The 13,673-nt window shown below is 37.1% G+C and carries 11 protein-coding genes; 5 read left to right on the top strand and 6 right to left on the bottom strand.

Features of this window, described 5'->3' with window-relative positions; translation table 11 throughout:
- Nucleotides 1-339: 339 nt before the first annotated feature.
- The 5 genes from acsn021_RS08350 to acsn021_RS08330 form a co-directional block, all read right to left on the bottom strand.
- The gene (locus acsn021_RS08350) at nt 340-918 is read right to left on the bottom strand and encodes a manganese efflux pump MntP (RefSeq protein WP_184094455.1); all 579 of its coding nucleotides are present in this window, start codon (nt 916-918) and stop codon (nt 340-342) included.
- Nucleotides 919-1,157: 239 nt separating this feature from the next.
- Entirely contained in the window at nt 1,158-2,444 is a 1,287-nt protein-coding gene (hflX, locus tag acsn021_RS08345; RefSeq protein WP_330601807.1) for a GTPase HflX, read from the bottom strand.
- 499 nt (nt 2,445-2,943) lie between these two features.
- On the bottom strand, nt 2,944-4,560 hold the full coding sequence (locus acsn021_RS08340; RefSeq protein WP_184094453.1) for an ABC transporter ATP-binding protein: 1,617 nt from the start codon (nt 4,558-4,560) through the stop codon (nt 2,944-2,946).
- Nucleotides 4,554-6,203, bottom strand: a complete 1,650-nt coding sequence (locus acsn021_RS08335; RefSeq protein WP_184094451.1) for an ABC transporter ATP-binding protein — start codon at nt 6,201-6,203, stop codon at nt 4,554-4,556. Before acsn021_RS08335 ends, acsn021_RS08340 begins: the two co-directional genes overlap by 7 nt.
- Nucleotides 6,204-6,467: 264 nt before the next feature.
- Nucleotides 6,468-7,307, bottom strand: coding sequence for a helix-turn-helix domain-containing protein (locus acsn021_RS08330; RefSeq protein ID WP_184094449.1), 840 nt, complete (start codon nt 7,305-7,307; stop codon nt 6,468-6,470).
- A gap of 318 nt (nt 7,308-7,625) precedes the next feature.
- Between acsn021_RS08330 and acsn021_RS08325 the strand changes: the two genes are divergently transcribed.
- On the top strand, nt 7,626-8,636 hold the full coding sequence (locus acsn021_RS08325) for a GIY-YIG nuclease family protein (protein WP_184094447.1): 1,011 nt from the start codon (nt 7,626-7,628) through the stop codon (nt 8,634-8,636).
- Nucleotides 8,637-8,671: 35 nt separating this feature from the next.
- Here the strand turns inward: acsn021_RS08325 and acsn021_RS08320 are convergent, their stop codons facing one another.
- Nucleotides 8,672-9,157, bottom strand: coding sequence for a GNAT family N-acetyltransferase (locus tag acsn021_RS08320; RefSeq protein WP_184094446.1), 486 nt, complete (start codon nt 9,155-9,157; stop codon nt 8,672-8,674).
- Nucleotides 9,158-9,621: 464 nt separating this feature from the next.
- Here acsn021_RS08320 and acsn021_RS08315 point away from each other — a divergent pair, with 464 nt between their 5' ends.
- The 4 genes from acsn021_RS08315 (at nt 9,622) to acsn021_RS08300 (ending at nt 13,662) form a co-directional block, all read left to right on the top strand.
- Entirely contained in the window at nt 9,622-10,011 is a 390-nt protein-coding gene (locus acsn021_RS08315) for a metal-dependent transcriptional regulator (RefSeq protein ID WP_330601806.1), read from the top strand.
- A 285-nt stretch (nt 10,012-10,296) separates the two neighbouring features.
- Nucleotides 10,297-11,280 (top strand): helix-turn-helix transcriptional regulator, encoded by a 984-nt coding sequence (locus tag acsn021_RS08310; protein ID WP_184094444.1) that lies wholly within the window; start codon nt 10,297-10,299, stop codon nt 11,278-11,280.
- Between the two features lie 349 nt (nt 11,281-11,629).
- A complete protein-coding gene (locus acsn021_RS08305) occupies nt 11,630-12,655 on the top strand; it encodes a FecCD family ABC transporter permease (protein ID WP_184094442.1) in 1,026 nt (341 codons plus the stop codon).
- Nucleotides 12,652-13,662, top strand: coding sequence for a FecCD family ABC transporter permease (locus acsn021_RS08300; protein ID WP_184094439.1), 1,011 nt, complete (start codon nt 12,652-12,654; stop codon nt 13,660-13,662). The genes acsn021_RS08305 and acsn021_RS08300 overlap by 4 nt, the downstream gene beginning before the upstream one ends.
- Nucleotides 13,663-13,673: the final 11 nt, after the last annotated feature.

Raw genomic sequence — 13,673 nt, 5'->3', positions numbered from 1 at the left:
ATTGCTGCACATTTTAATAAATGCTTTTTCATTGATGCAATACTGTTATCTCCATTTTTATAACCGCTCATCAGCTTCACTGGCATTCTTAAGCGTGCACCTTGAAAGCTCCGTACCAGGAACTCCTATTGTCAAGCAAGCATAACCAATCGACATTTTCACTCCTCCTTTGTAATAAATATAGTCAATTGCGAAACTATTATTATATGTGCCGAAACCAGACAAACCCACCAAAAACAGGTTCTGGTGCAGTGGCAAGTCACATTTATTTTGGTGATTTTGCCTGCTTCTAACTTCTAGACTTGGCATTTCGCAATTACCTAGTAGTATGTAAGGAAGCTAAGAAAATATCTCCAAATGTTCTATAAGAATTTTAAAACCAAGACAGACCAGAATCACACCCCCTGAAAATTCCGCCTTTGATTTATACTTTGCGCCAAAAAAGTTACCGATAAACACACCGGCTGCGGAGATAATAAAGGTTACAACACCAATAAAGCTTACTGCCGGTATAATAGAAACTTTTAAGAAAGCAAAGGTTATCCCTATTGCAAGGGCGTCAATGCTGGTAGCCAGTGCAAGAACAATCATGTTATTAAAACTAAGGGCTGTGTCCTGTTCAACCTTACTGCATTCTTCCTCCTGCTTCCTCAAGGCTTCCCGAATCATATTAATACCAATAGCTCCTAACAAAATAAAAGCAATCCAATGATCAATACTTGATATCCTGCTGCTGAATTGACTTCCAAGTATAAAACCTATTAGCGGCATACCGGCCTGAAATATACCAAAATACAAACCGACCGTCACAGGATGTTTGACCGTGATTTTTTTTAAGGATAAGCCCTTACAGACTGCAACTGCAAATGCATCCATAGACAAACCAACTGCCAGAATAAACAATTCGAATAAACTCATAGCTAATTCTCCTTTGGACATTATATTAGGGAAGTTAGACAAATTATATCTGATTACCCAGTTATATCGTATGAAAAAAGACTTACCTACAGCAAGGAAAGCTGTAGATAAGTCTCGTTACTTAGAACAAAACCAGATAGACACTATCAGTATGTTGGCTTACTCCCTTATCACAATACTAATATCATAGCTTACCGATAAATACCTGTCAATGTCTTTTATTACAATTATAGGAAATATTACTTTTTCTCATACATCCTATATTTTTCATAATCTGCTCGATTGCCTTCTATAGATAACCATATCCCGTTTTCTTCATATTTGGTTTCCAAGACAGTTGCCTTTTCATTGAGATAGGATACGATACCGCCTTTATCATAAGGAATTAATAACTGGTATTCCATATAATCTGCAAATATAAGGCTTTTTATTCGTTCTACAAGTGCCTTAACTCCCTCTTTCGATTTGGCGGAGATATAGATGCTGCTTGCTTCCTCCTCTGCCTTTTTGACTGATTCAGTATCTATCCCTGCTTTATCAGTCTTATTATAAACATATAAAACAGGAATGGTATCCGCACCAAGCTCTTTTAAAGTTTCATGGGTAACCGTTTTATGCAGTTCATAATCCGGGTCAGAATAATCAATCACGTGCAGCAGTAAGTCTGCTTCTGATACCTCTTCTAAAGTGGAACGGAATGCTTTTACCAGGTGATGGGGCAGCTTACTGATAAAACCAACTGTATCCGTTAACAAAAAGGATTTATTATCCGGGAAAGATATATTCCTGACAGATGTCTCCAAAGTAGCAAAAAGCATATCCTTAGCAAAAACCTGTTTATCTTCTTCTGAATTAGTATACTCCATTAATGCATTCATAATGGTAGACTTACCAGCATTCGTATATCCTACTAAGGCTGCAACCGGTATTTCCTGCTTTTGTCTTCTCTTACGTTGATTCTGTCTTCGTAAGGCTAATTCTGCTAATTCTGACTCCAGTCGGCTGATTCTGTCCTCAATTTTTCTTCTGTCCAGCTCTAGTTTTGTTTCACCGGCACCTTTATTTCGAAGACCTGCGCCTCCACCCTGTCTTCCAAGAGATTCCCGCAGGCCTGAAAGCCTGGGAAGCATATATTTTAACCTGGCAACCTCTACCTGCAACTGCGCTTCCTTTGTCCTTGCACGGCTAGAGAATATATCCAGAATCAAGACAGTACGGTCAATTACCTTGCAATTAAGTGCTTCTTCCAGATTGCGAATCTGTGAAGGACTGAGTTCATCATTGAAAACTACTGTATCCGCCTCTTGCTCCTTACGATATTCCGACAGTTCTTCTACTTTTCCTTTTCCAAAGTAAGCATATGACTGTATTCTGTCCAGATGCTGATATAAAGTTCCAACTACTTCTAAGTCACATGCCCCAGCCAGCTTCTCTAATTCTTTCATTGAATTTGTAAAATTAACATCATTATTTAGGTTGGCTCCTGCCAACACAACTTTTTCACGTTGTTCCATATAAATAGCCATGCCCTTTCCGGTACCTGTAAACTTTTATTTACAGGTACAATTGCGTGTGTTACCATGTGTGGGAGCTGCAGCGGTCAGTCTATACAGAAAAGAATATGCCACTTTTTCGTCCATTTAATCAATATCCTTTACGATTTGAAGCTACAGTCTTAGCCTCTCCATAGAACCAGCTCATAAATCATAAATATTTTTCATATATCTGATTTCTCTCTGAATTCTATACCTTCTTATCGTAAACTGATTGTTAATTGTAATTGTTCCTATTGTTAAAAAAGACATGAAAAAAAAGAGGGTAGCACCCTCTTCTATTTTTAACCATATATCCGATACATAGGTATACTTAAAAATAGGCAGTCCAATCCCGTTTCTCCACTGACAGCAGAGGCTCTATAAAATTAGTTACATAAAGCTGTAAAACGAAATTTAATAAAAATACCCATTTCTAAGCAACCCTCCAATCCTATAATTAAAATCATTATAACAAAGGTTTAATAAAAAATCAATACGCAGTTTTTTTAATCGTAATAACACGGTCATACATATCCCTCGTATCTTTAAACAGTACATGGCTGACATTTATAACGGTGATATCCTTTAAGGCAAGAATTGTTTTTTCAATCTCCCTTGCTCTTTCCATATCGAGGGAGGCAAAGGCTTCATCCATAAAAAGTATACTGGCTTTGTTTAGCAGTGCTCTGGCTATTACTATTCTGCTTCGTTCTCCTCCTGATATGTTTCTGCCATTATCATAAATAACCGTATCAAGTCCCTTAGGAAGCTTCTCTACAAAATCAGTTAATCCAGACATTTTAATTGCCTGATTTATTTCCTCCTCGGAATATTCCTTATACAAGGTTATATTATTTAAAACCGTATCTTCAAAGATAAATACTTGCTGCTCGATATTAGCAATCTTTAAAAAATAATCTTCCCGCTTCACATCCTTCATATTATGTCCGTCTATATAAATACTTCCCTGGGTTGGATTAAAATATTTTCGAAAAAGCTTTAGCAGAGTGGATTTACCGCCACCGCTGGGACCTACAATAAGATACTTCCCATTCTTTTTAAATTCCAGGTTAACATCTGATAGAATAAGAGTATCATCCTCCTCATAATGAAATGCCACGTCTTTAAACTCAATCTTATCCTTAAATTCCTTAAGTGCAATCGTTTCAACATGAGAATCCGTATTGCCTAAAGAGCCCTCTATCTTCTGTATGATATTTCCGGAAGAAAACAACTTTGGTAAACTTTCAATAATCTGAAATACCGGCCAGTTCATACGCTGTACACCTTCTACCACTAGCAAAAGCCCGCCTACTGTAATCTTCCCGGTTAAGGCCATATAGCCTACCCCGCCTATAATACCATAGATGGAACTGCTTATCATAAAATTCTGAGTACTGCTTATAAAGGAAAAGAGCCGTTCAATGATATAACCCTTCTGCTGGATTACCTCACTTTTCTTATTATAATCCTCCGTCACCCTCTCCTGTAAATTATAGTTTTTTACAATATGAAAAGCAGAAAGTATTTCTTTAATATAAGTGGTATAGTCATCAAATAAATCACTTCTTTCCTTATAAGCCTTTTTTGTGGGTTTAGATGTTAACAAAGAAATCAAAAGGTTTAGTAGTATGAGTACAATCGCCAGTGCAATCAGCTTCTTATCGACTGTAGATAAAAGCCATATACCTACTAGAAAGCTTAGGAGGTTACTACAGACTGTATGAATAACAGCTATGAGATTTATCTCTAAGGTATTAAAATCATTCGTCATAGCTGATATATACCTTGCTGTATTTTCTTTCTGGAACTTTGAGATATTTTTGAGAAACACTCTGGATATATAGTAGTTTTTTAGTTTCACATTGGTTTTTCTTTTATACAGATGATTCGCTGCCACCTCTAAAATTCCGAGGGGAACCATCATGGTTGCGGTTAGGAGCAGCTTTGGTGCCCTTTCTCTTATCGCTTCCAAATCCCCTGATAGGGCATAATCCAACAACCCCATCATATCTCTTGTAACAAGACCATCCAAGAGTGCAGCTGCAGCCGACACTACCAAAGCGATGATAAGAAAAGGCAGTACTTTATATAATTTTTTTAACATGTAATCACCTCATCAAAATAGTCTTTTGCAGGGAAGGTATGAATCAGTCCGTTTTTTATTTCCAGAACATAATCATACTTATCGGTAACCCCTTCATAAAAGCGGTGACTGATAGCAATTACCGTATTATCCAGTTCCAAAAATACTTGCTCAATCTCCTTACCAAGTTCTTCATTTAAGCTGGATGTCCCTTCATCTACAAAGAGAATCTCTGCATTTTTGGCAATTGCCCTAGCTATAGATATTCTTTGACGCTGCCCGCCGGAAAGATTCTTACCATTTTCCGTCAGCATCTCATGAATACCATTCTTCTTATCTTGTATAACAGCCTCCAGACCGCATACCTTTGCTGCATATTGTATCTGTTCCATGGGTATGTCTTTATATAAAGTAATGTTATTTTGTATGGTATCTTCAAATAAAAATACATCCTGATAGATAAAAGCCACTTTGTCATGGAAGGATTTTTCAGATAGTTCTTTATAATTAGCTCCGTCCGCTTCAATGACACCGCTATAATCATCAATGGACATAGCAAGTAGATTCATAAGTGTTGATTTTCCTGCACCACTTGCACCTTTAATCAAATATTTTCTGCCCTTTTCTATGGTAAAGGATGCATTTTTTAAAATCTGTTTTTTATCATAATAAAAATTAACATTGGATACTTTGATTTTCTTTTCAAAATGAAACGGTTTCGTACCCTTTAGGTTTGACAAAGTTTCCTCTTCCGGTTCTGCAATCTTATTATAGATACTGATGGAGGCCTTCATCTGATTCCACATAGGAAAGGCATTTATCAAATATCTACTGATGGACGTACAAAGCTGAAATAAAAGTCCGCCAAGCGCTAAAGTCATCCCACCTAAAAATCCATATGTCAGATATATTAATGCTGCTACCGATGCTACAAAGGCAAGAATCCAGACTATTTTCATCTGCATATCTGTAAATACATTAGCTGCAAATTTTTTGCGTTCCAGGCGTCCTATCGTATCCAGGCTTTTTTCTTTAAATTTTTCTTCGATGTGATTCAGTTTTAATATTTCCAGGCCTTGAAATGTATTGGACATTTCTGTAGTAAACTGCTCATTAGCAGTAGAAACCTCCTGTTCCAAAGCAGTGGACTTCTTTGTAAAAAAACCAGCTAACAAAAATAAAAAAGCAGAAAACAATAACATACCTATTGCTAGTTTATAATCCAATACAATTAAAATTACTAATGAAATTACAAACATACCGGCGTTAATTAAGAAATTAAGAAGACTTAGAAAAAATTTGTTTTCAAAAGTATTAATATCATTGATTAAATTAGATATGTATACATCCTTTGATTTTTGTGAATATTGCTTAAAGGTCATATGAATTATTTTATCAAAAGCTTGCTTTCTTACATCCAGAATGGTATCTCTCATGTAGCGTATTCTAAGCATTCTGGAAATAAGAAAATTCAAGGGAGAATAAATAATGAATCCTATAGTGATTAAGATTACAGTTTTATAATACCCTGTATCACCTCTTTCGATTGCTCCCAATATTAGAGAAAAAAGACCGATTTGCGCAAAATGGTCAATGATAAACAAGAAGGTAGCAAAAAGATATTGAATGAATTTTGCTTTTCTTCGAAATAGTAATTCTTTCATGTAAACACACTTGCCACGGTTAAATAGTTAAAAATTTATTTGTGGCATCCTTTCTCATCCGGTATTTTCTCTTAACTTTCATTAGCCATTAGTAAAAGTCTTTGCCGGTACTATCATAAGTTCATGAATAACTTCCGGCAAAGAACCTTTACTATCCTTGGTATCATAATTTTTTTCTTCAATAGTATAACATAGGATATAAGACAACTATGTGTCATTTGGTTTTTTTTCGCACAAATGTTCGTGATGCTTTACTATTTAGAATTATTTATCAGATAAAAAAGGTAACATAGAGCTAATTTCCTTAAAGCCATGCTTTTTCACTATTTCATCCGCTAACTTTTGTAACGTGTCCTTTCCTAAGAAGGGATACAAACCTGTACACTGTCTCATATCATCGTGCTCCATTGCCTTTAAAACAATCGTATCCAAGGTTTCTTTTGCCAGAAATGGAGCAAGTCCGATTATATCTTTTATATTTCCATCATCCTCACATCTTTTTACAATACCATCCAGAGTCTCCTTACTTAAGAAGGGTGCCAGGCTGATTAAATCTTTGATTCTCCCCACCTGAGTGGCCAGACCTGCCAAGTAATCCAGAGATTCTTTGTTTAAAAAAGGTGCCAGACCTGTTAACTCTTTTATATGTTCTACACTGTCTATCCGCTTTACGAATTCATCCAGATACTTTTCTCCAACAAAGGGAGCAATCATAATTAATTCCTTTATGGAAAATTTGTCTTCGTTTTCTTTAATAATAGTATCCAAAAGGGTTTCCGTCTGACTTGGTCTTAATAAAGGTGCCGTATCCGCTATTTCTCTAATTGTAACTTTTTCTTCTCTTACATAGTCTGCGGAATCTCCTTTGATTATATGTTCTACCAGCAGCCCTTCTTTTTCATTGCATAAAAGTTCGTCAATACTACAGTTTAAAAAATTCACCAGCTCCGGCAGCTTTGAAATATCCGGCATAGAATTCCCTCTCTCCCAATTACTAACCGCCTGATAACTTACTCCTATCATATCTGCAAGTTCCATTTGTGTAAGGTTCTTCTCTTTTCTTAAACTGGCAATTTTTCTTCCTACTTCACTTGTATTAAACATATCTTTCTCCTTCTTACATTTTATTAAGCAGACAACTGCCAAACAATCTTTTTATAAACAACGTGTTTTGCAATTATCTACTTTATTTAGTCACTTCTAAACTTACGTTAGTGCAACCATACTTCCATTATAGTTTCAGAGCTAAAAAAAGGAAGCAAGCAGCACTTGAGTTATATAATTTCTTAATTTTAGCGCAACTCAACCCCTGCTTTAGTTGAGAATTCCATCGATTTGTAAGACAAGCTTGTAACAGATTAAGTTTTATTATATTATGTTTTATATAAATTGAGAATACTATTTGTAAAGCATAGGTGAAAAATGTCGGAGATAAAGGATACTATCAAAGCACGTTTGAGCAGTCTGCCAGAACTGCCGGGCATTTATAAAATGCTTGATAAGAACGGTAATATTATATACATAGGCAAAAGTAAATGTTTGAAGAAAAGGGTAAAATCTTACTTTACCAAGACACCCGCCTGGGAAAAGGTTAAAAAAATGGTTAACCTGATAGCCGAAATTAATTACGAAGTAACAGATACCCATTTAGAAGCCCGACTGTTAGAATGTGAATTAATTAAATATTACAAGCCTTTTTTTAACGCTCAGATGAAGAATGATCAACAATACGTATACCTTAAGGTTAATGCTTATAATATGCATAATCCACTAGCAGTTATTCACGAGAGAGAAGGTACTTGTTATGGTCCCTTTCGCAGCCGGTCCGTCTTAACAGATATTGTTACCTCCTTAAAAAACATATATCCAATTACCAAAAATGAGAGCTCTTATCAACTTACGTATAACCTGCTTCCCCTCACTATGAACCGGCAGGAGTATATAGACAACAGGCAAGTGCTGTTGGAACTCTTTGATACACCGGGAGAACTCTCGAAATTAATTGAAGTAATTCAGTTAAAAATGATGGAAGCCTCTTCGGAATTTCGGTTTGAGACTGCTTCCATGTACCGTGATTTGCTCCCCTGTATTAGACATTTGCAGAAAGGTATTGAAGGATTCACAGCTTTGATGACTCGTAACATTGTGTTAAAACTGCCTACTCCCAAAGGTATAAAGTTGTTTTACATAAAAAACGGAACTATGATTCATAAAAAACTTTATAAAGCATTTAATAAAAATAGTCTTGCCAATTTCATAAACAAAGGCAATCTTTTAGTGGATAAACTAAAAACAGAAGACACTCCTCAGAAAGAATGGTTTCTTTCAGTAACCTCTGCTCTGCCTTTAACCGATAAAATGACCATTGATTTTAGGGATATCCTTTTTTCCGAAATCTTGTCCCTGCCGGAAGAAATGGTTATATATCTCTAGTGTCCAAAAGACACTGCACCAGTCACAAATGTAATTTAAAAGTAATCTGGTATGTCCTTAAGCTCCGCTTTTATTAAGAATTCCCCTGCCTCCTCCTGACATAACACCATGCAGGAACAGGCGGTATTTCTCTGAAGTCTGTCCGGTAATTTATGAAATCCCAGCCTGTCATAAAATAACGGATTGATTTCAGAATACAAAAAAACCAACGCTTTCTTTGAGTCTAACTGTTGCAGAACAGCCTTTATTAGCTCACTGGCATACCCCTTCTTTTTAAAGCCAGGCATTGTTAATACCGATCCGATTCCGTAAGCCGGACATGTAATGATTTCACCAAATCTTAACAGTATCAGTGAACTTACAACTTGCCCGTCAACCTCTGCAACATATCTGGTTCCATACTCCTCTTCTTTTCGATTGTCCGCAGAATACTTTTCTAAGCTTCTTCCCTTATGCCAACATTTGTGACCTTCTACTAATAGTTGTCTGATTTCCGCAGGCTTAGCTTCTCGTATTATCATCTTTTACTCCCATCCGTGTACTTTGCACACACTTAAACAAACATTAAGTAAACCCAGATTGTAGTATTATAGCAGAAACTGGCTTAAAAGAAAACGAAAAGACTTCCACTGAATATTGATTTTTGCTGTGTAAACTGTTAAACTTATGGTATCTATAATGATTTTACTTAAATAAGCAGACCGATTTATTATCTTGCTACATCATTGGACTCGAATTTTGAAAGCGGTCAATAGTGTTTATTGAAGAGACTAACATTTGTGAATAAACATACTAAAAAATTTAAAACACCACATCTTTTAAAGCTCTGTGGCATGTTTCGGAATACCAGATTGGTAGGTAAACTTGCGATATCTAATGGAAATAGTGTGAAAGAAAATCCAGAAAAAGAAAGGACTGCCACTTATTGATTCTTTCACATCTTTTATTGTGGCAGTAACACATTTGTGACTAGGTGTGTTATGCAATGGGTATTAAAATGGAAAAATTGACATTTACAATGGAAAATTATCTGGAAGCAATTTATGAATTAGCAACGGATGGATCCGGTGCGAGAGTTTCTGACATTGCTGAAAGACTGGGCGTTACAAAAGCAAGCACTAACAGTGCTATGGCTACCCTTTCCGAAAAAGGGCTGATTACAAATGAAAAATATAAGGAAATATTCCTAACTGAAAAAGGGCTGGAACAAGCAAAATTCACATCAAGAAAACACCATGTTATACGTAAGTTTTTTATAGATATATTACAAATCGAACAAGCTATTGCCGATGAAGATGCCTGTGCCATTGAACATGTAATCAGTAATGATTCCATTCGGGCAATGGAAAAATATATGAATGATACGGAGCAGTAATGAAATAAAGCAATACGTCTATGAATCTAGATTCAACACTTTTTAATTGCATAATACGATTGCCAGGAACTCTCCTGAAGAAGAATGTATCGTTTCGTTGAAATGATACATTCTTTTACTTTAATGTAATCGACTGGCCACAGCAAGGCAGCTAATCAATTATTTCACTTATCCCTTTCATGGAATATCATCTTGATAATCGTTCTCAACTATGTTATAGTCTAGACAGTTAGCTTTCCCTAACATACCCAGCAAAAATCTTAGTTTAAGGAGTATACAATACAAATGAATACTACTATTTCTCCTGCCACCGGTCCTATCGGGCTTCACAGTATGGCTGTCCAAATGGGTTTTATTCCGCGTCCTTTTGGTAACGGCATTATTTATGATCTTCCCAGGCAACTAGGAGATGGTTGGTTAACACATTTCCATATAGAGGATGGGTTTTTTGTATCAAGTGTATGGTTCACACCTTTCGTTGATTTAACCTATACTTTTTCAGGTGCTGACACCTTTCTATGGATACTTGGCATCGATACAGGTGATATTGTCATATCAAGGCAAGGCAAGTCAGTAAAACATTGTACTTCACGGATTCATTTTATTCCCCATACCGGAAAAAATCTGCGAATCACTTTCCCTGCGGGAATACATGTCTGTTTTACCAGCCTTATGCTGACAGAATCCGTATGGTCTGACAGAGACGGTTTCTTTAGAGGTCTGATGGATATCTCTATAGAAAAAATTAAGAACTGGAAGGAAGAAATCTATAATACAGAAGATATACTGCTATTATTGGAACAGGTAAAATGGGCGGCAAGAAATGGGCGGCAGCCTCTGTCCTATTATAGATTTAAGGTAGGCGAGTTGTTCTCCTTTATTGAAACGAATCTAAATAATGTATGGCTGCATAATCAGAATAGAAGATATCATGTCACCTGGGAAAATGAGCAAAAAATACACCGTATAAAAGCAATACTAGACCTTGATATCCTAAATCCTCCTTCTTTGGAGAAGCTTTCCATGGGGGAAGCTATCAGTACGAGTAAGCTTCGAAGATGTTTTAAGAGTTTATTCCATATTACTATTATGGAGTATATTCATATTGAAAAAATGAAGAAAGCCCTTTTGCTGCTTGCAGACGATGAATTAAGTATTAAGAACATCGCCGCTTTATGTGGATATGAAAGCCCTGGAAAGTTCTCCGGTGCTTTTAAAAAAGTTCACCGTATCACTCCCAGAGAGTACCGAAAAGTGTATAATTTATAGTCCAAATTAGGACAATACTGTTCCATTTAGGACACTAAGTAGTATAACAGTTTCACAAAACCTGCTATAGAATAAGTACTTTCACAGCATTCAGCCTCTAAAAGAGTCTATCTTATGCTGTTTTACCCTGTCTTGACAGGTTAATAAGCGGGTGATATAATTTGCCAAGTTAGAAAACCCTAACTGCTAATGATTTATAAGGAATCGGGGACTGATAAAACTTAAGTCCCACTAAAAGAGTGAAAGAAAATACATAAGAGAAAGGAATGCCACTTAAAGTGTACTGGCCGCTCGGTATTCAGGACACTAACTTCTTTCACCCGATTACCTTGTGGCAATATAATGTGCTATGCCCGTACAAAGCCAAACCTCTCGCAAGGGAGCCATTAATTTTACATTTTATATGCTGGCAGGTTTAATCCTGCTTCTACTGTTAACCGCTGCTTCCATTTCTTTTGGAGCTGCTGAAATGAAGCTGTCCACTGCCTGGGGCGCCATCTTTCAGTTTAATACAGAGTTAACAGAACATCAAATAATCCGTACCTTAAGACTTCCCAGAACCATTGCAGATATTATGGTCGGTGCAAGCCTTGCTATAACTGGTGCTATTATGCAGGGAACTACAAGAAATCCTATGGCAGACTCAGGACTTATGGGTATCAGCTCTGGCTCAACTTTTGCCATGGCAATCTGTCTGGCTTTCCTGCCTGGCAGAACTTACGGAGTAACCTTGCTTTTTACCTGTATCGGTGCAGCCGTAACGACAGGAATTACTTATTTTATAGCATCCTTTGGGCGAAGAGGTATGACCCCTCAGAAACTTGTCCTTGCAGGTATCTCCATATCCATGTTATTTAGTGCCTTTAGCTCATATCTGGCAATCAAATACAACATCGGCCAAGCTCTTTCCTTCTGGACTGCCGGTGGTACTGCCAGTGCTAAATGGAACGAATTACTCATTGTATCACCTATATTTATTATTGGAACTATGGGTGCGATTATGCTCTCACCATCTATTACAGTTATGAGCCTTGGAAAAGAAGTAGCTGCCGGACTCGGACTTCGGACAAAACTAGTTAATACTCTTTCTACTCTGATTGTCTTGGCCTTAACAGGTATGTCTGTTGTAATTGTAGGTCCTATCAGCTTTGTTGGTCTTATCATACCACACATAGTCCGCTATCTGATTGGTGTTGATTACCGCTTTATCATACCTGCCTGCGGATTATACGGTGCCTTATTCCTGGTTGGAGCAGACCTCTTCGGCAGGTTGATAAACAAGCCTTACGAAACTCCTCTAGGAGTTATCTTTGCAGTAGTGGGTGTTCCTTATTTCCTCTACCTTGCCAGAAAACAGAGGAGGGAATTTGAATGAGTAAACAACGATTTACAACAAAAAAAGGAATCGGAATCCTGTTCCTTATGCTTTTGTTATTTATAGTAATTGCAATTATAAGTATTAATTCTGGTAAGATGAATCTTTCACCCAGAGAAGTGTTTCAGGTATTCCTTGGAAAAGGCACTGATAAGCAGAATCTCATTGTATTTGACTTCCGGTTGCCAAGAATCGTTCTTGGTCTGCTGGTTGGCATAGGAATGGGTGTCTCCGGCTGTATCATGCAGAGCTTATTAAAAAATGATATGGCAAGTCCTGGTACCCTTGGCATAAGCTCCGGCTCAGGTCTGTTTGTACTGGTGTTCATTGCCATCTTTTCTACTAAGGGTATTTCCTCCGCATTTATTCTTCCACTCTTAGCTTTTGCTGGGGGCGTTACTGCGGCGGCACTTATCTTTCTTTTGTCTTACCGCAAAGGAAGGGATATTTCTCCTACCGGTCTCATCCTAACCGGTGTTGCAGCAGGCAGTGGCTATAATGCCCTGTCCTTATTAATTACTTTAAAACTTGACCGGAATCAGATGGAATTTGCACAACGCTGGAGTGCCGGAGATTTGTGGGGGGATGATTGGAAATACATAGCCCTATTAGCTCCCTGGACCTTAGTTTTGTTCTTATATGTATTTTACAAATCCAGGTCCTTAAATACCATTAATCTAGGTAACCAAACCGCTACCGGTCTAGGGCTGGCTGTTAAAAAAGAGTTTATCTTCTTAACCTTGGCGGCCGTTGCTTTATCCTCCGGCAGTGTTGCTTTAGGCGGTAATTTCTTTTTTGTAGGTATGATAAGTCCGCATTTAGCCCGTCGATTGGTTGGCCCCAATCACAAACTGCTGCTTCCTGCTGCCGCATTAACCGGCTCCGTAATTGTAATCTTAGCGGATACTATAACTCGTACCATCAGTTTTGGTGCCGACATTCCAACCGGTATAATTATAACAGTCTTAAGTACACCCTACTTTTTATATCTACTGATGAAATCATAATAAAACCATTC

This window comes from Anaerocolumna cellulosilytica (assembly GCF_014218335.1).
In the GTDB taxonomy this organism is placed as follows: Bacteria; Bacillota; Clostridia; order Lachnospirales; family Lachnospiraceae; genus Anaerocolumna; species Anaerocolumna cellulosilytica.
The sequence above is the reverse complement of the archived record's forward strand: the minus strand, read 5'-3'. Positions and strand labels throughout refer to the sequence as shown.